Below are 24,321 nucleotides of genomic sequence, written 5' to 3' on the forward strand. Positions count from 1 at the left end.
CCAGCCGACGGCGGCACAGGGCAGCTACGTGAACCATTTCTGCCCCTTTGCCCAGATTTCTTGCAGGAGCCACGCCGGGACCGCACCTTCGTGCGAGGAAACCGGCGGCACGCCCCGCCGCCGTCGGAGGCGGTCTTGTGGGGGCGCCGGGAGGAGGCCAAGGTAATCGCGTCCGGCCGTCCACTCCCGCTGACTCCCGCTGACTCCCGCTGCCGATCGGAGCGACCGTGGCCCCTTTCCTCCTGCCCCACCAGCTGACCGGCGACGGGCCCCACCGGGTCCTCGCCGTCCACGGCTGGCTCGCCGACCGGGCCGCCTACGCGCCCGTCCTGCCCGATCTCGACCGCACGGCGTTCAGCTACGCCCTGGTGGACCTGCGCGGCTACGGGGAGGCCAAGGACGCCCCCGGCGCGTACACCACCACCGAGGCCGCCGGGGACCTGCTGGCCCTGGCCGACCGGCTCGGCTGGGACCGGTTCTCGCTCGTCGGGCACTCCATGGGCGGCAGCGTCGCCCAGCGCGTCCTGGCCGCCGCGCCCGGCCGGGTCCGCAGGCTCGTCGGCATCTCCCCGGTGCCGGCCACCGGGCTGCTGATGCCGCCCGAGCAGTGGGAGCTGTTCGCCGGCGCCGCCGAGAACCCGGGCAACCGGCGCGCCATCCTCGACGTCACCACCGGTGGCGACCGGCCGGACGCCTGGCTCGACCGCATGGTGCGCCGCTCCGTGGAACGCAGCGACCCGAGGGCCTTCCGCGCCTGGCTCGACTCCTGGGCGCGTGAGGACTTCCACGCCGAGGTGGCGGGCAGCGACGTACCCGCCCTCGCGGTCGTCGGGGCGCTCGACCCCGCGCTCGGTGCCGAGCTGATGCGCCGTACCTGGCTGCGCTGCTACCCCAAGGGCCGGGTCACCGAGCTGCCCCGCGCCGGCCACTACGCCATGGACGAGACGCCGCTGGAACTCATCCGGGTCGTCGAGGACTTCCTCCGCGCGGACGGCCCCGCGTGACGGTGCCGCCGGCGCCGGACGTCTTCGACCCCCGGCTGTACGCGCGCGGCATCCCGCACGACGCGTACCGCGAGCTGCGCGACCGCGCCCCGGTGGCCTGGCAGGACGAGTACGAGGTGCTGGGCTGGCCCGCCGGGCCCGGGTTCTGGGCCGTGACCCGGCACAGCGATGTCGTACGGGTCCTCAAGGACACCCGCGCCTTCTCCTCGTACCTGGGCGCCACGCAGATCCGCGACCCGGACCCGGAGGACCTGCCGTTCATCCGCCGCATGATGCTCAACCAGGACCCTCCCGGCCACGGCAGGCTCCGGCGCCTGGTCAGCCGCGCGTTCACACCCGGCCGGATCGACCGTTTCGAGGCCGCCGCCCGGACCAGGGCCCGCGAGCTGCTCACCGCCGCGTACACCACCGCCCGCGACGGCGACGGCACCGTCGATGTCGTCCGCGCCGTCACCGACGAGTACGCCCTGCTCAACCTCACCGACCTGCTGGGCGTACCGAGGGGCGACCGGGGGCTGCTGCTCGCCTGGACCGAGCGCGTCATCGCCTACCAGGACCCGGACGAGCCCCCGGTGCTCGGCCCGGACGGTACGCCCGTCAACCCGCGCTCGCCCGCCATGCTGAAGGAGATGTTCGACTACGCCCAGGGTCTCGCCGCGTACAAGCGCGACCACCCCGGCGACGACGTCCTCACCTCCCTCGCGCACGCCGACCTGGCCGACGGCGAGCTGGAAATGTTCTTCTTCCTCCTCACCGTCGCCGGGAACGACACCGTCCGCAGCGCCGCCCCCGGCGGACTCCTCGCGCTCGCCGCGCACCCGGACGAACAACGGCGGCTGCGCGCTGGTGAGTTCGGCATCGGCACCGCCGTCGACGAGCTGCTGCGCGTGCACCCGCCCGTGCTGCACATCCGCCGTACGGCCGCCGAGGACCGCGTCCTGCACGGTCAGCGGCTGCGCCGGGGCGACAAGGTGGTCGTCTTCCACGCCTCCGCCAACCACGACGAGCGGGTCTTCCCCGACCCGCACCGCCTCGACCTGGCCCGCTCGCCGAACCCGCACGTGTCCTTCGGTGACGGCCCGCACGTCTGCCTCGGCGCGCACTTCGCCCGGCTCCAGCTGCGGGTCCTGCACGAGGAGGCGCTGCGCGTGCTGCCGCCGTACGAGCGGGCCGATCCGCCGAGACGGCTGGTCTCCCACTTCATCAACGGCCTGAAGTCACTGCCCCTGCGCCTTCTTCGATGAGACGAGCACGCCCACCTTGTCGATACGGTGCTCCGGGTTGCCCTTGGCGTCCCGCCAGAAGTTCCCGGCCGCGTCGTCCTCGGGCGTCGCGCACGTGGACACGGTGATCATCGCCTTGGTGGGCCGCTCGCCCGGCTTGCCCGGGACAGCGGCGCGCTGCTCGGCGAGGGAGCGCTTGGAGCGGAAGGACGTCTTGCGCGTCTCGGTGATCCGGTACTCGTGGACCGTGCCGCCCGACGTGACGAGGACCGAGTCTCCCTCATCGAGTGCCGGGAGGTCGCGCAGGGGGCCGCCGGCGGAGAGGCGGTGGGCGGTGACGAGGTAGTTGCCGATCTCACCGGGCCCCACACCGCCGTCCGGCCCGTAGGGGCTGGCGGCAACGCCACGGTTCTGGATCCTGGTGCCCGGCCAGTCGTCGGTCGTCCCCTTGTACGGCACGACCCGCAGCTCCTCGACGCCGATGGCCGGGATGGCCACCACGGCGGCGCGGGTGCGTGCCGTCTCGCTCGGCGACGGCTCGGGGGAGGGCGCGACCGGGGCGGCGGGCGCCACGGGGGCCGCCGGTGTCGCGGGCGCCGCGGGTGCCGGGTCGACGACCGCCGCCGCGGTGGGCGTACCCGGGGCAGGGGCGGCCGACGGCGCCGTGAGGCGCTCGGCGGCGCCGCTGCCGCCGGCGGCACAGCCGACGAGCACGACGACGAGCGCGCTCGTGAGCGCGGCGGAAACGGTTCGGGATTTGAGCATGGGATTCCGGATCGGTAGCCGGGAGGTGTCGGCCACCTCTCTGGACATGGGCAGCCGCTATACGGCCACACCACCGTAAACCGGTCAGGCGTTCCCTGAACAGACCCGCGAACGCTCCGTCGCACAGTCGGAACGCACGGTCACGACGCCCCCGGGCCGCACCTCAGCCGGTGCCCCGCGAAACCCGGCGGGCGGCGCGGCGGCGCTTCAGGGCGCGCCGCTCGTCCTCGGTCGTGGCGCCCCAGACGCCCGCCTCCTGACCGGACTCCAGCGCCCACTCCAGGCACGGCTCCCGCACGGGGCAGCGGCGGCACACGGTCTTCGCCTCCTCCGCCTGGAGGAGCGCCGGGCCGGTGTTGCCGATGGGGAAGAAGAGGTCGGGGTCCTCGTCGCGGCACACCGCCTGCTGGCGCCAGTCACTCATGGAACTCTCCCAGTCCGTCGATTGGTTCGTCCCTTCCGGGTCGCCGCGAGAAGAGGGGCTGAAACCGATCGACACCGGATGACGTCAACTGCCGGACACCCGAAGCCGTACGGGGGCCGTGGCCGACGGCTCCGGCAGCCGCAGCCCATGCCGGCCCGGCGTGAGCGAACCCAGCACGCTCGGGTGCCGCGCGCCGGTGCACGCCGGAACCGTCCCGGCCAGCCCATGGACCGTCAGGAACCCGAGCACCGCGAACGCGTACGCCTCCTTCGCCGCCGACGGCAGCCCCAGCTCGTCCGAACCGCGCAGCGGGATGCCGCCCAGTTCCGTACGCAGCATGGCCATCAGCACCGGGTTGCGGGTGCCGCCGCCCGACGCGACGACCTCGCTCGCCCGTACCGAGCGCACGGCATCGGCCACGGTCCGGGCGGTGAGCAGGGTGAGCGTGGCGATGACGTCCTCGGCGGGCAGCGCCTCGCGGCCGGGCAGGGCGGCCAGGGCGGCACGCAGGTAGGGGAGGTGGAACAGTTCCTTGCCGGTCGTCTTCGGCGGCGGCTGCGCGTAGTACGGATCGTCCAGCAGCCGCCGCAGCAGCGCCTCGTCGACCCGGCCCCGGGCGGCCAGGGCGCCGTCCTCGTCGTACCCGAGCCTGCCGCCGGTGACGTGGTGCACGGCCGCGTCGATCAGGGCGTTGCCGGGCCCCGTGTCGAACGCGGCCGGTGGCCCGGCCCCGGCGGCCACGGTGATGTTGGCGATGCCGCCGAGGTTCAGGGCGACCGGAGCGCCGGGGCGACCGCGCAGCCACAGCACGTCGACGATGCTGACGAGCGGTGCGCCCTGGCCGCCGGCGGCGACGTCGCGGGCGCGGAGGCCCGACACGACCGGGCGGCCGGTCGCCTCGGCGATCCAGGCCGGCTCACCCAGCTGGAGGGTGCCGTACACGGTGCCGTCCTCTGACCAGTGGTAGACGGTCTGCCCATGGGAGGCGATCAGATCGGCGCGCCCGTCGCACAGCTCCGCGTCGGCCCGCACGGCGAGCGACGCGAACACCTGGCCGATACGCGTGTCGAGCCGGCACACCTCCTTCATGCTGGTGGCCGCCGGGGGCAGGGCCGCGGCCAGGGCGGCACGCAGCTCGCCGGGGTAGGGGGCGCTCACCATGCCCAGGGGTGTCAGTACGAGAGTTCCGGCGTCCAGCGACAGCTCGGCGGCCGCCGCGTCGACGGCGTCGTACGACGTACCCGACATCAGCCCGATGACCCGCATGACCCTCCTGGCTCAGTCGCGCAGCGCACGGCGGTGGTCGTCGCCCCGCAGCGCGGCCAGGGCGAGGGCACTGACCGCGCACGTGGCGGCCACGTAGTACGCGGGGATGTCGATACTGCCCGTCCGTCTGATCGTCTCGGTGATGACAAGGCCCGCGCAGCCCGAGAACACCGCGTTGGACAGGGCGTACGCCAGCCCCAGCCCCGTGTACCGGACGCGGGTGGGGAACATCTCGGCGAGCATCGCGGGCCCCGGCCCCGCCATCAGCCCGACGACGGCACCGGCGGCGCACACGGCGAGGCCCTTGGCGGCCGTCGGGGCGGCGGGATCCTGCAACAGGTTCAGCAGCGGGAACGCCGACAGCGCGGCCACCACCGCACCGGACACCATCACCGCGCGCCGCCCCACCCGGTCGCTCAGCGCGCCCGCCGGCAGGATCGCCGCCGCGAAGCCCGCGTTGGCGAGGACGCCGGCGACCAGCGCCTGCTGGAACGTCGCGTCCAGGACGCTCTGCAGGTACGACGGCATGACGACCAGGAAGGTGTACCCGGCCGCCGACCAGCCCATCAGCCGGCTGACGCCCCAGGCGATGGCCCTGACCGTCTCCCGTACCGGAGCAGCGGCCGCTACACCGTGCCGCCGCCGGAACGACGGCGTCTCCTCCAGCCTGAGCCGCAGCCACAGGGCGGCCAGCCCCATGGGCAGCGTCATCAGGAACGGCAGCCGCCAGCCCCACGACCCGAGCTCCGCCCCGGACAGCACGGTGGCGAGGACGGCCGCCACCCCGGCGCCGCCGAGCAGGCCCAGCGCCACGGTGAACGACTGCCACGCCCCGTACAGGCCGCGCCTGCCCGGCGGGGCGAACTCCGTCATCAGCGACACCGCGCCGCCGAACTCCCCACCCGCCGACAGGCCTTGGACGATCCGCAGCAGCGTCAGCAACCAGGGCGCGGCGGCGCCGATCGTGGCGTACGTGGGCAGCAGACCGATCAGCGTGGTAGCGGCCGTCATCAGCAGCACCACCAGGATCAGCGTCGGGCGCCGCCCGATCCGGTCGCCGACGCGGCCGAAGAGCGCCGCGCCCACCGGCCGGAAGAAGAACGCCAGCCCGAACGACGCGTAGGTCCTGATGAGCGCCTCGGCGTCGCTGCCGCCCTCGGGGGTGAAGAAGTTGGCGGCGATGATCGTGGCGAAGAAGCCGTAGACGCCGAACTCGTACCACTCGATGAAGTTGCCCACCGAGCCCGCCACCAGCGCTCTGCGCGAGCGGGGCGGGCCGGTGGACGCTCCCGGGGGGCCCGCGGCCTCCTCTGCGGGACCGTGCACGGAGGTCGTCATGCGGTGCCCTTCCGGCGGTGTCGGCCGACTACGTCATCGGTTCCCTTCCCGGCCCGGTGAGGAAACGGTCCAGCAGTGCGTCGAGGCCCACGGCGAGGACGTCCTCACCCGCGCGCTCCGCGAGGGCGGGCACGGTGGCGCGCAGATGGGGCAGCTCGTGCACGGGCATACGGTGCAGGCCCAGCCGGATGGCCGGTTCCGGCTCGTCGGGGTCGTCCACCACGGCGGTCAGCTCCACGAAGACGTAGCCGAGGGCCCAGGCGACCACGGCCCGGTAGGCCAGCTGCGTACGGTGGTCGTCGAGCCCGGCGAGGGCCAGCAGCGCCAGGAGGCGTTCCTGGGCGCGCAGCACCGCCTGGGGGCGGCTGGACAGCGGCACGGCGAGCATCCGGGTGGCGAGCAGCGGGACCACGTGCGGGTGGCGCAGCGAGACGCGGTGGATCCCGCGGACCGTGCGATGGAGCTCGCCGCGCCAGCCGGTCTCCTCCGCGGCCTCGTCCAAGGTGTCCAGGAGCTCGGTGAACACCGCCTCGACCAGCCCGTCCAGCAGCGCGTCCTTCCCCGCCGCGTACCGGTACAGCGCCATCGCCTCCACGCCCAGCTCCGCCGCCAGCCGCCGCATGCTCAACGCCGACAGGCCCTCCCGGTCGACCAGCGCGAGCGCCGTGGCCAGCACCAGGTCCCGGCTCAGCCGGCCACGCCGACGATGTCGCCGCCCGGAACCTGCCTGCTCGGGCATCCCTTGACCCTCGTCACGTATCGGAGCAAGGTGTACATATACGTCGTAAATATACCCGTTCGGGCGATCTAGACCCACCGGCAGGTCACCGTGGAGCCGATCACACGTCTGGAACACTGGCTCCGGCCGAACGGCAGGCGGGTGCCGGACCGTGGGCCCGGCCCGGTCACCGGCCGGAAGAAGCCACCGGTCTCCGCACACCGCCTGATGGTGGCGTACGTCTTTTTCGTGATGCCCTTCACCGTCGTGTACCTGACGGTTCCGGAACGGCACACGAGCATGTGGGCCGTGATCGGGCTGGCCGGCGTCGTGGCGATCCTCATCGGCATCCGCCTCCACCGGCCCGCGAGACGCTGGCCATGGCTGATGCTCGCCGCTGCGAACCTGACCTTCACGGCCGGGGACACCACCTACAACATCCTCGAGGCGGTCGGCCAGACCAACCCGTTCCCGTCGATCGCGGACGTCCTCTACCTCTCCACCTATCCGCTGTTCGCCGCCGGGCTCTTCGGCTTCATCCGCTACCGCACCGAATCCCGCGACCTCGCGAGCCTGCTCGACGCGCTCATCCTCACCTCTGGCGTGGCCCTGCTGTCCTGGGTGCACCTGATCAACCCGCTCACCAGGGCCGAGGGCCAGACCTGGATCCAGCAGGCCGCCGCGCTCGCCTACCCGCTCGGCGACGTCCTGATCCTGGCCATGCTGGTCCGGCTGCTCACCCTCGGCGGCACACGCGAGCGGTCCGTCCAGCTGCTGGCCCTCGGGACGTTCGGCATGCTCACCTCGGACGTGCTGTACGGGCTGCTGCAACTCCAGGGGACGTGGCGGGTCGGCACCTACATGGACCTGGGGTGGGTGGTGTTCTTCACCGCCTGGGGCCTGGCCGCACTGCACCCGTCCATGGTGCGGCTCACCGAGCAGGTCCCCCAGCCCGGGCCCGGCCTCGCCAAGCGCCGCCTCGCCGTCCTCGCCGGCGCGTCGCTCATCGCGCCCGCCATCCTGCTCTCCGAGGCCCTGCTCGGCACGGTGCGGGACGCCGCCGTCATCGCCGTGTTCTCCGCCGTCATGTTCCTGCTGGTGATGGCCCGGCTGTGGGAGCTGGTCTCCCAGCACCGCAGGGCCGTCACCCGCGAGCGGAGCCTCCGCGTGGCCGCCGCGTCGCTCGTCGGCGCGGTCACGCCCCGGGACGTCGCGCGCTGTGTCGAGGAGGCCGCCACCACCCTCTTCGGCCCGGGCGTCCAGCACGAGGCGGTGCTGCTCGCGGTGGACGCCGACCGGCGACTGCGGCCGGTCACCTCGTCCGGCCGGCCCTGGACCCGGCACCTGGACATCCCCGCCGACGCGCTCGGCACCGTCGGCACGCCCGCCCCGCTCCCCACCGGCACGCCCCCCGACCCGGAAGCCCCGCCCCCGGCGGTCACGCCGCCGCCCGACACGACACCGGGGCCCGGCGCCCCGCGCCCGGCGGGCGCCCCGGCCCGGGAGGGCCGGCCGACCCCCGCCGGAGCCCCGGGCCGTGCCGGAGAAGCCCCCCGCGCCGGCCGCGGCGCCGGCTCCCCGCCCGTCGCCGGAGCCCCTGCCCCCGCCGGGCCCTCGCCTCTCGCCGGAGCGCCAGGTTCCGCCGGGGCGCCCGGTCCCGTCGGGCGTGGGACCGGAGAGGCGCCTCCCGCCGGAGCACCGGGTGCCGGCCGGGACGCGGGGCGCGACGCGCCGTACGCGGCGACCCGGTTGGTCGACGGGACGCGGCTGCTGGACGTGGACGCGCTCGGGCCCGAGGCCGCGGCGGCGCTCGCGCCCGCGACGCGGGTGATGCTCAGCCCGCTGACGTTCGAAGCGCCCCAGGCGGTCAACCCGCTGATCGGGGCGCTGCTGGTGGCCGGACCCCGCCGCCGGCTGGAGCAGCTCGGCGTGTCGGTCGAGTCCCTCGCCTCGCAGGCCGCCCTGGCACTCGAACGCGTCGGGCTCAGCGAGGAGATCAACCGCCGCCGGAGCGAGGCGTACTTCCGCACCCTCGTGCACAACGCGTCCGACGTGATCCTGATCGTCGACGACGACGACACCGTCCGCTACGCCAGCCCCTCCGCCCAGGGAATGTTCGGCGGCGCCCTCCTCAGCGGCACCCCCCTGGCCCGCCTCGTCGACGAGCAGGACCGCGACCGGGCCGCCCGTACGCTCCGCCGGGTACGCGCCGGGAACGCCCGGGACGTCCACGACGACTGGTGCGTGCTGCGCTCCGACGACCAGCGGCTGAACGTGGAGGTCCGCGCCAGCAACCTCCGCCACGAGCAGACCGTCCACGGCATCGTGCTGACCCTCCGCGACGTCACCGAGCAGCGCGAACTGGAGCGCGAGCTGACCCACCGCGCCTTCCACGACTCGCTGACCGGCCTGCCCAACCGGGTCCTGCTGCTGGAGCGCCTCGAACGCGCCCTGCTGCGCGGCCGCCGCGACGCCACGCTCACCTGCGTCCTCTTCGTCGACCTCGACGACTTCAAGGTCGTCAACGACATGATGGGCCACTCCGTCGGCGACGAACTCCTCGTCGCCGTCGCCCGGCGCCTGACCGCCGCACTGCGGCGCACCGACACCGCGGCCCGGCTCGGCGGCGACGAGTTCGCCATCCTCATGGAGGGCGCCAGGGGGCCCGAGGACGCCGAGCGGCTCGCCGCGCAGGTCGTCGCGGCCCTCGACGAACCGTTCCGACTCACCACCGGCGCCACCAGCGTCTCCGCGTGCGTGGGCGTGGCCACGGCCCGCGACAGCGACGAGGCGGAGGAACTCCTCGGCCACGCCGACCTGGCCCTGTACGCCGCGAAGACCGCCGGAAAGGGCCAGTGGCAGCGCTTCCGGCCCGACCTGCACGCCGGCATGGTCGAGCGGCACGAACTCCAGGCCGGCCTGGACAGTGCCATCAACGAAGAGGCGTTCGCCCTCCGCTACCAGCCGGTCGTCGAGATCAACGGCGGCGCCGTCGCCGGCTTCGAGGCGCTGATCCGCTGGCCGCGCCGGCGCGGCCTCGTGCCGCCGGACCAGTTCATCACCCTCGCCGAGGAGACCGGCCACATCATGCCGCTCGGCGCCTGGGTGCTCGACCGCGCCGCGAGAGACGTCGCCCGCTGGCAGCGGGACCGTCCCCGTACCCCGCCCCTGTACCTCAACGTCAACGTCTCCGCACGCCAGTTCATCGACCCGAGCTTCATCGAGGTCGTCCAGCGCGTCGTCGACACCTCCGGCCTCGCACGCGGCTCCCTCGTCCTGGAGATCACCGAGTCCGTCCTGATGCGCCGCGACGAGCAGATCAGGGCCACCATGCGGACGCTCAAGCGCCTCGGCGTCTCCATCGCGATCGACGACTTCGGTACGGGGTTCTCCTCGCTCAGCTACCTGCGCGAGTTCCCCATCGACGTACTGAAGGTCGACAAGTCGTTCATCGACGACATCGTCACGGACGGCCAGCAGGTCGCACTCGTCGAGGGCATCGTCCGCATCGCCGACGTCCTGGGCCTCCAGGTCATCGCCGAAGGCATCGAGAACGCCGGCCAGCGCGACCTGCTCGGCGCCATGGGCTGTCGCTTCGGCCAGGGATACCTCTTCGCCCGGCCGATGACCACCGACGAGGCCCGGCGCTACCTGTTCGTGGCCGGCGAGCGACAGGTGTCGCCGCTCACCGGCCGGCGCGGCGAGCGCCGGACCGTGACCCACCCGGTGGCGCGCGGCGAGCAGCGCGTCGGCGACCTGTCGCGCCTGCAGAAGACCAGCCGGATGTGCGACGCCGTCATCGACGAGGTGCACGGCCGGCGCATCCGCAGCGGCGACCACTGGCTGGCCGACTTCGCCTCCTGCAACTATCTCGGCTTCGACTTCGACCCCGAGATCATGGACGCCATCGCACCCCACGTACGCCGCTGGGGCACCCACCCCAGCTGGTCCCGGCTCATCGGCAACCCGCGCCTCTACACCGACATCGAGGAACGCCTCGCGGACCTGCTGCGCGCCCCGGACACCCTCCTGCTGCCGACCATCACCCTCATCCACGCCTCCGTGATCCCCGTCCTCGCGGCGGGCGGCCAGGTGTGCGTGGAGGCCCGCGCCCACCGCACCATGTACGACGGGTGCCTCGTCGCCCGCGGACAGGGCGCGTCCGTACGGCGCTTCCACGGCGACCGCCCCGAGGACCTCGAGCAGCTGCTCGCCGCCGCCCCGCCAGGCGCGGCCCGCCTGGTCTGCATCGACGGCGTCAACAGCATGACCGGGAACCTCCCCGACCTGCCCCGCCTGGCCCGCATCTGCCGCGCCCACGAAGCCCTGCTGTACATCGACGACGCCCATGGCTTCGGCATCATCGGCGAACGCGGTCCGGCTGAGACCTCGCCGTACGGCGCCAAGGGCAACAGCATCGTGCGCCACCTGGCCGAGTCGTACGACGGCATCATCCTGGTCGCCGGGTTCTCCAAGTCGTACTCCTCGCTCCTGGCGTTCGTCACCGCGACCCCCGAGCTCAAGGCGCACCTGAAGGTCGCTGCCGGGCCCTACCTGTACTCCGGGCCCTCGCCGACGGCGTCGCTCGCGACCGTCCTCGCCGGATTCGACGTCAACGCACGGCGCGGCGACGCCATCCGCGCGGACCTCTACCGCAAGACCCACCGCGTCCTGGACCATGTGCGCGGCCTGGGCGTCGCCACGCCAAACACCGACGGCCTGCCCATCATCGAGATCCCGCTCGCCGACAGCTGGGACCTCGACGCCGTCGGGGACTTCCTGTGGGACCACGGCATCTACGTCACCCTCGCCGGCTACCCGCTCGTACCGCGCAAGCAGGTCGGCTTCCGCATCCAGATCACCGCGCTCAACTCCGACGAGGAGATCGAGCAGCTCAACCAGACGCTCACCGAACTGGCCGACCGCTTCCCGCTCCAGCAGAGTCTCGCCCCGGCCGAGCCACCCGAGGGGTGGGCGCCGTGACCGACCCCCGCCACGACGACGGCCAGGTGCCCCACCGCCGCCACCACGCCCGCCGCTTCAACGCCGACGCGGACTGGGACCAGTGGCCGGTCACCGCCTACCTGGCCGAGAACTACCGGCGGATGCACGCCTCCGACGCGACTGTCATCCGCCACCACGCCGGCTTCTACCGGCAGTTCCCCGCCGACGGCGTCGGACGCGGCCTGGAGTTCGGCGCCGGGCCGAACCTGTACCCGCTGATGGTCGCCGCGGCCGTCACCCGCCGTATCGACGCCCTGGAGCCCAGCGCCGCCAACGTCGCCTACCTGGCCGGGCAACTGGACCGCCCCGACGCCGGCTGGGACACGTTCTACGCCCTGTGCCGCAGCCTCGATCCGCGCCTGCCCGAAAGCCTCACCGAGGCCCTCTCCCGGGTACGGGTGCTGCACGCCGACGCGACCGCCGTCCCGGCCGGCGCCTACGACCTCGCGTCGATGAACTTCGTCGCCGAGAGCGTCACCGAGGACGCGGACGAATTCGCCGAGCTGTGCGGGCTGTTCATCCACTCCGTACACCCCGGGGGACACCTCGTCGCCGCGTTCATGGAGAACATGCCGAGCTACCACATCGGCGCCGGCCTGGTCTGGCCCGCCTTCCCGGTGGACACCGCGGCGGTACGGCACGTCTTCGCCCCGTACACCGAGAGACTGCGGATCACCCGTGTCGACAAGGACCCCACACTGCCGGACTACGGGGACACGGGCATGGTGCTCCTCCAGGCGGTCCGCATCCCCGTGGACGAGTGACCGGGCTCAGCGGTTCAGCAACTCCCGGTAGAGGCGGGCGTACCGCGCCGCGAACCGCTCCGGCCCGAAGCGCTCCTCCACCGTGGCACGGCCCTGCTCGGAGAGCACCTGCCACCAGTGCGGCCGGTCCAGCAGCTGCCGCAGCAGATGGCCGGTACGGCGCGCGTCGCCGACCGGCGCCCGCAGCACGGTGTCACCGAGCGCGGCGAACTGCGGATGGTCACCGAGGATGACCGGACGGCCGGTGCTCAGCGCCTCCAGAACGGTCAGCGGGACGTCCGACCTGACGCCCAGCACACGCGGCACGAACAGCAGCACGTCCGCCGACGCCACCAGCTCCCGCATGTCCGGTACGTACCCCAGGATTTCCAAGTCCCGCAACCCCTCGCGCTCCGCCAGCGCACGCACCGACGCGTCCGGCGCCCGGACGTGGTGACCGGTGCGGGAGCGCAGCACCAGCGTCAGCCGGAACCGCGCCCCGGCCCTGGCCGCCACGCCGGCCGCCATGACGGCCTCCTCCATGCCGCCGTGCGGGCCGTGGTGGCCGATGACCAGCACCCTGGGCGTGGTGCCCGACGGGCGGGGCGTGTACGGCCACCGGTCCAGCCGCACCACCGGCGGGACGACCAGCACCTGGCCGAAGCCCGCGGCGCTCAGCACCTTGGCGGTCGCGGAGGACAGCGCCACCGTCTGGCCGAGCGGGCGCGACCGGCGCAGCAGCCGTGGGTCCTGCACCCCCGGGACGGTGTGCAGCACCGGCTTGCCGCGCAGCAGTGGCGGCCACAGCCGGGAGAACAGCGGAAAGCCGTCGTCGACGGCCAGCACCGCGTGGACGAGATCGACGCGGCGGGCCAGTACGGCGCCGGCGGCGGCCATCTGGAGCCGATGCGGGAGCCGGGGCGGGCCGTCCGGGGCGGGCAGTGGCACCGGCCGGCCGCGCTCGACGGGTCGCGGGCCGCCCCGGCGCGGCCACCGGGCGAACCAGGTGAAGTCCGCGTCCGTCACCGCGTCCGCGACGGCCGCTGCCAGCTGGGTGTCCGCCCCGTCCTCGCGGTCGAGCGGGCCACTGGCCAGCAGCAGGACGCGCGGGCGGTGCGCTCCGGTGCTCATGGCCGGACCGTGAACGAGGACGAGGTGAGGGACGAGGTGAGGGACGAGGAGAGGGACGAGGAGAGGGACGAGGAGAGGGACGAGGAGAGGGACGAGGAGGTGACGGCGTTCCCGGGCCGGTGGACCCAGCACCGGACCGGGAACGCCGACGACGCGATGCCGAAGGCCGTCGGCGCGCGGGCGTCGCGCGGCACCGGCGCGTACACCAGCAGCGGCTCGGCGGCCGGTCTCGGCATCGCTTCCCCGGGGGTGGTGGCCGCAGCGCGGAGCGTCCGCATCCGCCCGCGGGCCTGCGGCCACCCGACATGGATCGTGGTCACGTGGCCGTGCCCCACGCCGAGGACGAGGGGGACGGCGAGCACGCGAAGGAGGGCGAGCATGCCGTGAGGCAGCGCCCAGTACGGCCTACGGGCCGTGTGTGAGGGACTTGCAGCGCTACCGGCTGGACCGCCGTCGGAACCGTCGTCGCGACCGCGTGCCGTGGCGCGCGAGGTGATGGCGCGGGCCCGGCGGCGACGCGGCGCGGAACACGGCCTGCGCATCGTCATGCAGCGTGCGGTCGGGGCGGGCACCAGGCGGTCGGAGGCCCTGCGGGCGGGATGCCGCCCGGGGTGTCGCACGGGACGGGGACCGGACCGGTCGGCGGCCGGCGCTGCGGCGACAGGCCAGTCGGTCACCCGCCGCAGCGGGTGCGGGACATAGGGCGCCGGATCACGGCTCGCCTGGGCGGAGGACACGGGGACCTCTTCCTGCGACATGCCTGCCAGGAACTGGCCTGCTGTTTTCCATCCGTAGCACACCCCCCATGGCCAGTCAATTCGGAAGAGGAAATCCATGGAAAGTGCTGGGAGGTTATGCGTGAGGGATCGGCTCGGGTACGTTGCCGCCACGTCAGGAGCCAGGACTAGAATTCAGTTCATGGCCGGGCGAATCGAGGACTACGCCCTCATCGGAGACCTTGAAACGGCGGCCCTGGTCGGGAAGGACGGGGCGATCGACTGGCTGTGTGTGCCCCGTTTCGATTCGCCCGCCTGTTTCGCCGCGCTGCTCGGCGGCGAGGACAACGGCCGCTGGCGCATCGCGCCCGCCGGGGCGGAGACGTGCAGCCGACGCGCCTACCTCCCCGACACACTCGTGCTCGAGTCGGTCTGGGAGACCGTCGGCGGGACAGCGAAGGTCACCGACTTCATGCCGCCCCGAGGCGGCCTTCCCCAGGTCGTACGGAGGGTGGAGGGCGTGTCCGGGCGGGTCGACATGCGCGGGGACCTGAGGCTGCGCTTCGACAACGGGCGGATCGTCCCCTGGACCCGTACGGTCGACGGCCGGACGGTCGCCGCGGTCGCGGGACCCGACTCGGCGCTGCTGCGGGCCGACGCCCCCGTGGACATGTCCGTCACCAAGTCCCGTACCTCCTGCGCGTTCTCCGTGTCGGCGGGGGAGCGGGTCACCTTCGTACTCCGCTGGAGCCCTTCGCACATTCCCGCACTCGCGGGCGCCGACCCCGGGGCCGCACTCGACGGCACTCTGGAATTCTGGCGCAATTGGGCGGCCAAATGCCTCTACCAGGGGCCGTGGCGCGATGTCGTCGTGCGTTCCCTCATCACCCTCAAAGCGCTCACCTACGAACCCACCGGCGGAATTGTCGCGGCCGTCACCTCGTCCCTCCCGGAATGCCTGGGCGGAGAACGCAACTGGGACTACCGGTTCTGCTGGCTGCGCGATTCCACCTTCACGCTCTCGTGCCTGCTGCGCTCCGGATACCGGGAGGAGGCCGTCGCCTGGAAGGACTGGCTGGTGCGCGCCATCGCGGGCGAACCGTCCGACCTCCAGCCGCTCTACGGAGTCGCCGGCCAGCGGCGGCTCGTCGAGACGGCCGCCCCCTGGCTGTCCGGTTACGAGGACTCCCGGCCCGTACGGTTCGGCAACGCCGCCGTCGGCCAGCTCCAGCTCGACGTGTACGGCGAGGTCCTCAACACCGTCTACTCGGCGCTGCGGGCCGGAGTCGCCATCGACGTCCAGGTGTGGCGCCTGATCGCCTCGTTCATGGAGTACCTGGAGAAGCACTGGCGGGAGCCGGACGCGGGACTGTGGGAAGTACGGGGCCCCCGGCGGCACTTCGTCCACTCCAAGATCATGTCGTGGGTCGCGGCCGACCGCGCCCTGCGCATGGCCCGGGTCGCCGGACTGCGCGGCTCGGCCGAGCGCTGGCGCGCGCTGCGGCAGGAGATCCGCAAGGACGTCCTGCACCACGGCTGGGACGGCGAACTCGGCTGCTTCGTGCAGTACTACGGCTCACGGCGGATCGACGCGGCGGCCCTGCTCATGCCCCGGCTCGGCTTCCTCCCCCCGGACGACCGGCGGCTGCACAGCACGCTGGAGGCCACCCGGCTGCTCGACGACCACGGCTTCCTGCGGCGGTACGCCGACTCGGGCGGCGACGACCGGGTGCACGAGGTCGACGGACTGTACGGCGGCGAGGGCACGTTCCTGGCCTGCTCGCTCTGGTTCGCGGACTCCCTGGCCCTCACCGGCCGCCGTGAGGAGGCCCGGGAGCAGTTCGAACGCGTCCTGGCGGTACGCAACGACGTCGGGCTGCTGTCGGAGGAGTGGGACCCCGTGGCCGGCCGCCAGCTCGGCAACCTGCCCCAGGCCTTCAGCCATGTGGCACTGGTCAACACGGCGTTCGCCCTGCACGGCACCCGCACGGGGAGCCGCAACGGCACCGGCGGCCGGCACGGCGACGGGAGCCGCGCGGAGAGCGGCTCCCGTGTGCGGGCGGCCCGCTGAGGGCATCGCCCGTCATGTGCCGTTGGTCGCGTCGGGCTCTCTCTGCCGACGCAGCACGGCCGCACCGGCCAAGGCCGCGGCCAGCGCGGCGGACATCACCGCCGCGGCGCTCGCCCAGGCGTACGGCGCGCCCACACTGCCACCCAGCGGGTCGAAGTCGCTTCCGCCCGCCACCGCGTGCAGGGCGACCACCCCGATGGCCGTCGCTCCCGCGGCCGCCCATACTCGCACGGTGTCCCGCACGCCGAGCCACAGCCCGAGTACCAGGCACAGCACGGTCACGGCGAAGGCCAGGGTGTCGGCGTTCCCGCCGGACCGCAGCCCCGCGAGGTCCGTCGGCAGGTGGATGACGCCGCAGGCGAACAGGGCGGCCGCCGCGGGCCACCGCAGGCCGGAACGCAGGGCGGGGGAGGCCGACTCGCGGGCCAGGTCGGCCACGGTGACCGGCTGCTCCAGCGACGGAGTCACCGAAGCGGACCGCGGCGGACGGACGTTGGGGTTCTCCGGTACGGCGATGGGGCCCTCACCCGCCTTCATGGCGGGACCGGGTGCCGACGCGGAGGCCGCCGCCGGCGCCGGCCGCGCGCCTGCGTCACCGGTGCCGAGGATGCTCACCAGTTCGGCGACGTCCTCGATGGGTCTGCCGACGGCCGCGGCACGCAGCGCCGTATCGGCCTCGTCGAGCGGGTGGCCTGCCTCGTTCAGCATGGCGACCAGCTGCCGTACCTCTTCCAGGGGCCGGACCACCGCGGCCGCGCGCAGCGCCTCGTCGGCCGGGCTGGAGACCGCTCCTGTGCTCTTGAGCAGGGCCACCAGCGCGGCGACCTCCTCCAGCGGCCGGTAGGTGGCCGCCGTCCAGAGCAGTGTCCTTATGGGCTCGTCGCTGTCGTCGCCGTCCGCGCCGGCGCTCTTGGAGCCGGCGAGAACGGCATCCACCAGCGCGGCGTCCACCGGCCCGGCGGCGGCGCGCACGGCGTCGGCGGTACGTGTGGCGTCCGTGGACGCCGCGTCCGCCTCCGCCTCCCTCTCCGCCTCCGTGTTCCTGTCCGTGTCCCTGCCGGTGGGTGTGGGTGCGGCGGGCGCGGACCCGGTCGCCCGCTCGGTCACGGCGGGAGGCACCGCCTCCGGGCGCGCGGCCTCGAACGGCGGGTTCTCCGGGCGCGGCGGCACGGTGCCGGGGAAGCCGGCGGTGAAGGACCCGCTCCCGGGGCGCGGGGCATCCGGGTACGTGCCGTTCGCGTCCGTACCGCTCCGGTACGTGCCGTTCGCGTCCGTGCCGTTTGTGTACGTGCCGTTCGTGTGCACCGTCCTGGACTGCGCGGTCCCGGCATGCGGGTCGGCCGGGTGCGCGGTCTCGACGGGCGTTTCGCCGGCCGGTGACGCGGCACCGAGCCGTACGGCGTCCGCGTACGCGGCGTCGACGGGTGTGGTGGCGGGCGGGGTGACCGGGCCGGTGGCGGGGTCGGGCGGACCGGGCGGCTTCGCCCGGTCAGGGACCGCCGCCCTGGCGGGAGTTGTGGGGTCGTCGGTTGTCATGGCGTGGCTCCGTTCGCCGGACTCCGGTGAGGCACACACCGTGTCGGTCGTCGTGCGCCGCTGGGGCGCGCGGTTTGCTCCATCTAATGGGCAAGCCGGGCAATTGCGCCATCCGGGAAGGGCGGACGGGGTACCCCGGCCCCATCTCGCCCCCACGAGGGCCCCACTAGGTGAAATCTGTACGACAACGTTGAATATTCGCCATTTGCACCCTATGTCCGACTGCGGTCCACTAGAAGTGGAAGAAGGCATTCCTTTCCGCATGAAGGGATGGCGGTATGACGTCAACCGAGTACGAACTCCGGGACCGTACGAAGATCCTGGACAGCGACATCGAAGAAGCCCTCAACCCGGGTGAAGCCGCAGGCTTCTACCGTGACACCCGTGAATGCGGGATCCTGGCCCTGGAGGCCGGCGCAGGCAAGCTCCTGTTGTCGCCTCCGACGCCACGCCCGAAGAAGGGTTGACAGGGCAGTCGAGCGGTCCGGCGCCGCAAGCCGTCCGGCGGCGCGGTGCCGAGGCCCGCTCCCACGTGGTCCCCGCTCTCGCGTGCGGGGGCCACGCTCTGTTTCCCGGACCGACGCCTTCCGCCGTTTGCGACCACTGCCGGACTGGGGTCCACTGGAAGTGGAAGAAGGCATTCCTTTCCGCATGAAGGGATGGTGGCATGACGTCAACCGAGCGCGAGCTCCGGGACCGTACGAAGGTTCTGGACAGCGACATCGAAGAAGCCCTCAACCCGGGCGAGCTCTCAGGCTTCTACCGCAACACGCGCGAATGCGCGGGGCTGGCCCTGCAGGCCGGTGCGGGCAAGCTGCTGCTGTCGCCCCCGACACCGCGGCCCAAGAAGGGTTGAAAGGGCAACTGAATGGAGCAGCCCGGCACTTCGACCCCGTTGATGGGCGCGGTGCAGGAGCTCGCAACCCAGGTGGTCTCTGCTCTCACGAGCGGGGGCCACTCCCGAGTGTCCGCCGGTACGGCGGTCACCATCGGGGACGACGACCTCGGCCTCGCCGCGGTACGCGTCCTGGGAGCGGACGTCCTGCTGCCGAGCGTCCTGTACCGCCGCCCGCCCGCCCCCGTCGACCTGGCGGTGTGCGAGAAGGCGGTCCTCGCCTACCCGCCCGCCCCCGACGCCTCGGCCACCTCGCGCTGGACCCACTGGGCCATGACCCGCACGCTGCGGGACCTGGGCGCCTCCGCCGCCGTGGAGTCCCCCGACGGCGCCGAGCCGGACGCCACCTGGCTGGAGGATCTGCCCTGGCAGGCCCTGACGCACCAGCTCGCCCTCTTGGCCGCACTCGCCGTTCCCGCGGCCGGCAGCACGGCCCACAGCACGGCCGGCAGCATGGCCGACTGCGCGGTTGCCCATGTCGCGGGACGCCGCGTGGTCGACGTCGCCCGGGGCTTCGTACGAGCCGTACGCCGCCGCGGCTGGCAGCAGGCGGCCGGCGCGGGGCGCTGGCTGGCCGTGCTCGACGGCGTGCCCGACACGCTGGGCCTGGACGCGGGCCTGGAGTTCGTGGCCCAGATGGGCGGCGACGACCCACGGGTGGCACTGCACCTGCACGCGGCGCGCCACGCACGGGCCGGAGCCCCGGGGTGACGGCGACGGACGTGCGGCGCGTGGCCGAGGCCGCCCTGGGCTGGCTGTCCGACAACCGCGACGGCTTCCGGCTCGGCGACGACGCGCTGGAACCCGACGCCGACGTCAACAGCTCCTGGAAGCCCCTGGGCGAACTGGCCCAGACGTGCGTCTGCGTACGCCGTCACACCCCTCCCGGCTCGGCCCTCCACGACACCGCCTCCGACCTGCTGGACCACGCCTGGCACCAGACCCGCGACGGGGCACTCTTCCTCGACCTGCAACGCCTCGAACCGTGCGCCACCTACCCCCTGGAGGTGTACGCCGCGTTCGCCTCGGGCGGCCTGCGGCACCGCGCGTACGAGGACTTCACCGCCGCACTCCTCCGCACCCGCAGCTGGCGCACCACGGAACTGCTGCCGAACCGGCTGCTCAGCATCCTCAACTCGGAGCGGCGCTCGGGCTTCACCCCCCACGAGGCGACCGCCGCCGTCCTGCGCCGCACCTGGCTGGGCGGCCTGCCCGAGCCGTGGTTGTTCGAGCGGACCGCCGGATACACCCTCACCCACGTCGTGTACCACCTCACGGACTGGGGCCACGACGTGGACGGCGTACCGGCGGACGTCGCGGCCTACCTGGACACCTGGCTCCCGGCCTGGCTCGACGGCTGCGTGGAGACCGAACACTGGGACCTGTGCTGTGAGTTGCTCGCCGTCGCGGCCGGACTGCCCGAGCCCCTCCCGCCGGAGCTGACCGAGGACGCCTGGGCGGCGGTGGCCCGGGCCCAGGACGATACGGGCGCTCTGACCGAGATGGGCCGCGGACCGCGCGGCGAGGAGGTGCTGCGGGTCTTCGCCAACTGCTACCACTCCACGCTGGTCGCGGCGTTCGCGGCCACCCTGACCGCGGCCCGCCGCCCGGCCGGCCGGAGCACCGACGACACCCACCGAGGAGTGCCGGCATGAGCGCCGCCAGTACCCGCCTCGTCCACACGGTCGGAGTGGGCGCCATCGAGTGGCTCCACGAACACCGTGACGGATTCCGGCTGGAACCGGACGTCGACCCGGAGATCGGCTTCCTCGAGCGGTTCAAACCGGTCGGCGAACTCGCCGTCATCTGCAAGGTGCTCTTCCGTGAAGGAGTGGCGGGCTCCCGCCAGGCCGACCTCGCCCGCCGGCTGCTCGACCACGCCTGGCGCGACGTCCTGGACGGCGGCCGGATGCTGGTACGCGGCCAGCGCACCGAACCGACCTCCCCGATCCCCTTCGAGGTGTACGTCCCGTTCCGGGAGCTCGGCTACAGCCAGCCCGAACTGGAGCGGGCGATCCGGCTCAACCACCGGCTCACCGGCTGGGGTGCCCTGGAGGTGCAGCCCGTCCGGCGCCTCGGCCTGAGCGCGTTCGAGCGCCGCTTCGGGCTGACCGCGAGCCTGCCCGAGGACGTGGCCCTCAGCCGTACGTGGCTGGGCCACACCCCCGAACCGTGGACCGTCTCCGCGCACACCGCGTACGACATCACCCACACCGTCTTCCACCTCACCGACTGGGGCGAGAACCCCGCCGGGCTGCCGCCCCGCATCGCGAGCCACCTCGACCTCTGGCTGCCGGTCTGGCTGGACGACTGGCTCGACCTGGAGCGCTGGGACCTGCTCGGCGAACTGCTCGTCGTCGACGCCTGCCTGCCCCGCCCCACGCTCGACGCGCGCGCGTGGGAAGGCTTCGCCGCCGCCCAGCAGCCGGACGGCGCCATGCCCGCGCTCGGGCCCATGCCCGACGGCGACCCCGACGACGTCTTCGACATCGTGTACCACTCCACGCTGGTCGCCGCCTTCGCCTCCGTCCTGGCCACCTCCCGCGCCCTCGCGCAGCTCACCGCGGAGGCCCCCGCATGACCGCGGACGCGCACCGCGCCGCCCCCGGCGACCACGAGCACCACGAGCACCACCAGGACCGCGACGACGCCGGCGCGCGGCTGGAGGAGGCCGTACGGGCGGTCGACGCACCCGACGTCGTCCTCGCTCTCTCCCGCCACGGCCGCCGCACCGTCCGCTGCGGCGGCACCGCGCCGCCGCCGCCCGTCCCGCGCGACCGCCTGCGCTACGAGCTCGGATCGGCGTCCAAGACGTACACCGGCCTGCTGCTCGCCGACCTCATCCACTCCGGCACGCTGTCCGGCACCGACCCGGCCACCGCCCTCCTGGACCCGGCCAGGCCCCCCGGCCGCCACCCCGCCACCCTCACGCACCTGATGACCCACACCTCCGGACTCCCCCCGCTGCCAGCCGACTTCTACCCCCAGGCCCTGCCCCGCTGGTACACCAACCCCTACGCCCACTACCCCGCCGAACGGGTCGTCCGCGCCTTCCTCCGCGCCCGCCCCCGCCACCGGCCCGGCAGCCGGTGGCGCTACTCCAACTTCGCGGTCGCCGTCCTCGGGCACACCCTCGTCGCGGCCACCGCCACCCCCTGGGAACGGCTCCTGACCGACTGCGTCCTCGGCCCCCTCGGGCTGGTGGACACCGCGCTGCGCCCCACCGGGCCGGACACCGACGCCACCGGTCACCGACTGGACGGCACCACCCCCACCCCGCCCCTGCACATCGGCGGCTTCCAGGCGGCCGGCGCGCTCCGCGCCACCCCGTACGACCTGCTCACCTTCCTGGAAGCGCATCTGCGCCCGGAACGCTCCCCCCTGGCCGCCGCGCTGCTGGAGGTGCGCCGCCCGCTGCTGCGGCGCGGGCCCGGCCGCCGGGAGACGCACACGCTGGCCTGGTTCCACCACCCCGCCGAGGGCGGCACCATGTACTTCCACATCGGCGCCACCTGCGGGCAGACCGCCTTCCTCGGCTTCCGGCCCGACACCGGCACCGCGCTCGCCGGCCTCGCCACCCGCCGCTACAGCCGCAAGGACACCCTCGTACCGACCGCCTACGCGCTGCTCAGCTCATCGGAGGACCACCCATGCTGACCACCGACTTCGTACCCGGCACACCCAACTGGATCGACCTCGGTGCCCCCGACACCGACGCGGCCGTCGCGTTCTACTCCGCCGTGTTCGGCTGGACGTTCCAGTCGGCCGGCCCGGAGGCCGGCGGCTACGGCTTCTTCCAGCGCGACGGCGGTACGGTCGCCGCCCTCGGCCCGCTCACCGAGGAGGGCGCGAGCCCCGCGTGGACGCCGTACTTCCACACCCCCGACGCCGACGCCACGAGCAAGGCCGTGGAACAGGCGGGCGGTACGGTCCGCGTCCCGCCCATGGACGTCTTCACCGCCGGGCGGATGGCCGCCTTCACCGACCCGACGGGCGCCGACTTCGCCGTGTGGCAGCCGGGCGACACCAAGGGGCTGGACACGGTCATGGAACCCAACACCCTGTGCTGGACCGAGCTCTACACCACCGACGCGGCGGCCGCCAAGGACTTCTACCGCTCGGTCTGCTCCTGGCAGTACCAGGACATGGACATGGGCGGCGGCATGGTCTACTCCGTCGTCTCCTCGCCGGGCGGCGGCACGGACGACGACCCCGGACAGGGCGGCATCATGCAACTCCAGGAGGAGAACCTCGCCGCCGGCTCCGGCTCCGAGTGGCACCCGTACTTCGGCGTGACCGACTGCGACGCCACCTTCGCCACCGCCACGGAACACGGCGCCACGCCCCTGGTCGCGCCCATCGACGCCCCGGGAGTCGGGCGGCTCGCCATGCTGATGGACCCCTCGGGTGCCCCGTTCGCCCTCATCAAGGGCGACCCCACCACGACCTGACCCATGGAGCCGCCTCGTCAACCGTCCCCCTGCTGCGCCCGCACCAGCGCCTCGCCGGCGTCCGAGCGGTAGTACAGCACCGACCGCCCGGCACGCCGGCGCCCCACCAGCCGGGCGTCCAGCAGCACCTTCAGGTGACGGCCCACCGACCCCAGGCCCTGCCCGGTCAGCGCCACCAACTGCGTCGTGCTCTTCGGCGTGTCCAGCAGGACCAGCACACCCGCCCGCGCCGGACCCAGCAGCGCGGCCAGCGCGTGCGGCACGCCCGCCGCCCCGCCGCCGCTCCCGTCCGCCAGGACGCCCGCGCACGGGTACACCACGGCGTACCGGTGCGGGGCGTCCCACGAGCACCAGCTCTGCCGGGGCGTGACCGGCACGAACATCAGCCGCGCCCCGGAGATCTCCCGCGGCGGATAGGCGTACGTACTGACCTGGAGCGGTCCCCGCCCAGCCACCGCATCCCGGACCGCATGCCGTCCAGCGCGCCCGCCCAGCCGGCCCGGCCCAGCCGCGCCGTACGCGCCACGACATCGGCCTCCAGCACCCGGCGCCGCCGCGGCCACGACGGCAGGACCGTACGCGTCCACACCCAGGCCAGCAGCTCCGCCGTCCGCTCCGGCAGGTCGGAGCGGTGCAGCCGGGCCGGCAGCGGCCCGCCCAGCGACACGGTCAGATCCGCGCGGGCGGTCCCGGGCGGCCACGTACGGATCCGCTCCACCTCCTCCTCGAACACGGCCTCGCCCTCGCCACCGGGCGTGGGCGTCAGGAAGTCCGCGTTCCAGGTGCGCCCGAGGGCCGCCCGTACGAGCAGCGCGGTGACCGGGTCGCCGGCCAGCCGCTCCCGGTAGGCGGGCAGGTGCGCGTCCAGCCACCCGCGCTCGCCCGGATGCGCGGCCGTACCCCGTTCCAGGGTCTTCAGGCACGCGATGGCCTCGGCGAGCGGCGACACCACGAACCGGCTGCCGGCGAGCGTGTCCGCGTTGACTTGCCACCAGCCCATGCGCACCCCCGTGTTTCGCGTGAGCGCGAAACAGTA

20 protein-coding genes and 1 pseudogene are annotated in these 24,321 nt (G+C 73.6%); 12 read left to right on the top strand and 9 right to left on the bottom strand.

Features of this window, described 5'->3' with window-relative positions; all coding sequences use genetic code 11:
- Positions 1 to 227 precede the first annotated feature (227 nt).
- Both AMK26_RS19080 and AMK26_RS19085 read left to right on the top strand, forming a co-directional pair.
- Positions 228 to 1,004 carry an alpha/beta fold hydrolase gene (locus AMK26_RS19080; RefSeq protein ID WP_073755891.1) on the top strand — a complete coding sequence of 259 codons (777 nt, stop codon included), beginning with the start codon at positions 228 to 230 and terminating at the stop codon, positions 1,002 to 1,004.
- Complete coding sequence (locus AMK26_RS19085; protein WP_073755892.1) at positions 1,001 to 2,248, top strand: cytochrome P450; 1,248 nt, start codon at positions 1,001 to 1,003, stop codon at positions 2,246 to 2,248. The genes AMK26_RS19080 and AMK26_RS19085 overlap by 4 nt, the downstream gene beginning before the upstream one ends.
- Here the strand turns inward: AMK26_RS19085 and AMK26_RS19090 are convergent.
- The 5 genes from AMK26_RS19090 to AMK26_RS19110 all read right to left on the bottom strand — a co-directional run bounded on the left by AMK26_RS19090 (position 2,222) and on the right by AMK26_RS19110 (position 6,759).
- Positions 2,222 to 2,992: a class E sortase gene (locus tag AMK26_RS19090; RefSeq protein WP_073755893.1), complete on the bottom strand. Its 771-nt coding sequence runs from the start codon at positions 2,990 to 2,992 to the stop codon at positions 2,222 to 2,224. The two genes, AMK26_RS19085 and AMK26_RS19090, sit on opposite strands and share 27 nt — an antisense overlap.
- 163 nt (positions 2,993 to 3,155) lie before the next feature.
- The gene (locus AMK26_RS19095; RefSeq protein ID WP_073755894.1) at positions 3,156 to 3,416 is read right to left on the bottom strand and encodes a WhiB family transcriptional regulator; all 261 of its coding nucleotides are present in this window, start codon (positions 3,414 to 3,416) and stop codon (positions 3,156 to 3,158) included.
- An 84-nt stretch (positions 3,417 to 3,500) separates the two neighbouring features.
- On the bottom strand, positions 3,501 to 4,682 hold the full coding sequence (locus AMK26_RS19100; RefSeq protein WP_073755895.1) for an anhydro-N-acetylmuramic acid kinase: 1,182 nt from the start codon (positions 4,680 to 4,682) through the stop codon (positions 3,501 to 3,503).
- A gap of 12 nt (positions 4,683 to 4,694) precedes the next feature.
- Complete coding sequence (locus AMK26_RS19105) at positions 4,695 to 6,020, bottom strand: MFS transporter (protein WP_079277679.1); 1,326 nt, start codon at positions 6,018 to 6,020, stop codon at positions 4,695 to 4,697.
- Between the two features lie 28 nt (positions 6,021 to 6,048).
- Entirely contained in the window at positions 6,049 to 6,759 is a 711-nt protein-coding gene (locus AMK26_RS19110; RefSeq protein WP_073755896.1) for a TetR/AcrR family transcriptional regulator, read from the bottom strand.
- Between the two features lie 141 nt (positions 6,760 to 6,900).
- On the opposite strand from AMK26_RS19110, the gene AMK26_RS19115 reads away from it, so the two are divergent.
- Both AMK26_RS19115 and AMK26_RS19120 read left to right on the top strand, forming a co-directional pair.
- A complete protein-coding gene (locus AMK26_RS19115) occupies positions 6,901 to 11,721 on the top strand; it encodes an aminotransferase class I/II-fold pyridoxal phosphate-dependent enzyme (RefSeq protein ID WP_241837966.1) in 4,821 nt (1,606 codons plus the stop codon).
- A complete protein-coding gene (locus tag AMK26_RS19120) occupies positions 11,718 to 12,506 on the top strand; it encodes a class I SAM-dependent methyltransferase (protein ID WP_338015582.1) in 789 nt (262 codons plus the stop codon). The genes AMK26_RS19115 and AMK26_RS19120 overlap by 4 nt, the downstream gene beginning before the upstream one ends.
- 6 nt (positions 12,507 to 12,512) lie before the next feature.
- Here the strand turns inward: AMK26_RS19120 and AMK26_RS38375 are convergent, their stop codons facing one another.
- A complete protein-coding gene (locus AMK26_RS38375) occupies positions 12,513 to 13,616 on the bottom strand; it encodes a glycosyltransferase (RefSeq protein WP_073755897.1) in 1,104 nt (367 codons plus the stop codon).
- Entirely contained in the window at positions 13,613 to 13,996 is a 384-nt protein-coding gene (locus AMK26_RS37025) for a hypothetical protein (protein ID WP_158071133.1), read from the bottom strand. Before AMK26_RS37025 ends, AMK26_RS38375 begins: the two co-directional genes overlap by 4 nt.
- 538 nt (positions 13,997 to 14,534) lie before the next feature.
- On the opposite strand from AMK26_RS37025, the gene AMK26_RS19135 reads away from it, so the two are divergent.
- A complete protein-coding gene (locus tag AMK26_RS19135) occupies positions 14,535 to 16,403 on the top strand; it encodes a glycoside hydrolase family 15 protein (protein ID WP_073755898.1) in 1,869 nt (622 codons plus the stop codon).
- 12 nt (positions 16,404 to 16,415) lie between these two features.
- Here the strand turns inward: AMK26_RS19135 and AMK26_RS37845 are convergent, their stop codons facing one another.
- Positions 16,416 to 17,939: a hypothetical protein gene (locus tag AMK26_RS37845; protein WP_241837967.1), complete on the bottom strand. Its 1,524-nt coding sequence runs from the start codon at positions 17,937 to 17,939 to the stop codon at positions 16,416 to 16,418.
- A gap of 278 nt (positions 17,940 to 18,217) precedes the next feature.
- Between AMK26_RS37845 and AMK26_RS19145 the strand changes: the two genes are divergently transcribed.
- The 7 genes from AMK26_RS19145 to AMK26_RS19175 all read left to right on the top strand — a co-directional run bounded on the left by AMK26_RS19145 (position 18,218) and on the right by AMK26_RS19175 (position 23,285).
- On the top strand, positions 18,218 to 18,406 hold the full coding sequence (locus AMK26_RS19145; RefSeq protein ID WP_073755899.1) for a hypothetical protein: 189 nt from the start codon (positions 18,218 to 18,220) through the stop codon (positions 18,404 to 18,406).
- 200 nt (positions 18,407 to 18,606) lie between these two features.
- A complete protein-coding gene (locus AMK26_RS19150; protein WP_073755900.1) occupies positions 18,607 to 18,795 on the top strand; it encodes a hypothetical protein in 189 nt (62 codons plus the stop codon).
- A 12-nt stretch (positions 18,796 to 18,807) separates the two neighbouring features.
- A complete protein-coding gene (locus AMK26_RS19155) occupies positions 18,808 to 19,545 on the top strand; it encodes a hypothetical protein (RefSeq protein WP_073755901.1) in 738 nt (245 codons plus the stop codon).
- Positions 19,542 to 20,489, top strand: a complete 948-nt coding sequence (locus AMK26_RS19160) for a DUF6895 family protein (protein ID WP_073755902.1) — start codon at positions 19,542 to 19,544, stop codon at positions 20,487 to 20,489. Before AMK26_RS19155 ends, AMK26_RS19160 begins: the two co-directional genes overlap by 4 nt.
- On the top strand, positions 20,486 to 21,415 hold the full coding sequence (locus tag AMK26_RS19165; protein WP_073755903.1) for a DUF6895 family protein: 930 nt from the start codon (positions 20,486 to 20,488) through the stop codon (positions 21,413 to 21,415). The genes AMK26_RS19160 and AMK26_RS19165 overlap by 4 nt, the downstream gene beginning before the upstream one ends.
- Entirely contained in the window at positions 21,412 to 22,491 is a 1,080-nt protein-coding gene (locus AMK26_RS19170; protein WP_079277680.1) for a serine hydrolase domain-containing protein, read from the top strand. Before AMK26_RS19165 ends, AMK26_RS19170 begins: the two co-directional genes overlap by 4 nt.
- Positions 22,485 to 23,285 carry a VOC family protein gene (locus AMK26_RS19175; RefSeq protein WP_073755904.1) on the top strand — a complete coding sequence of 267 codons (801 nt, stop codon included), beginning with the start codon at positions 22,485 to 22,487 and terminating at the stop codon, positions 23,283 to 23,285. The genes AMK26_RS19170 and AMK26_RS19175 overlap by 7 nt, the downstream gene beginning before the upstream one ends.
- A 17-nt stretch (positions 23,286 to 23,302) precedes the next feature.
- Here AMK26_RS19175 and AMK26_RS19180 read toward each other — a convergent pair.
- A pseudogene (locus AMK26_RS19180) lies at positions 23,303 to 24,285 on the bottom strand (ArsR/SmtB family transcription factor).
- Positions 24,286 to 24,321 lie beyond the last annotated feature (36 nt).

Origin of the sequence: Streptomyces sp. CB03234 (assembly GCF_001905885.1) — a bacterium.
In the GTDB taxonomy this organism is placed as follows: Bacteria; Actinomycetota; Actinomycetes; order Streptomycetales; family Streptomycetaceae; genus Streptomyces.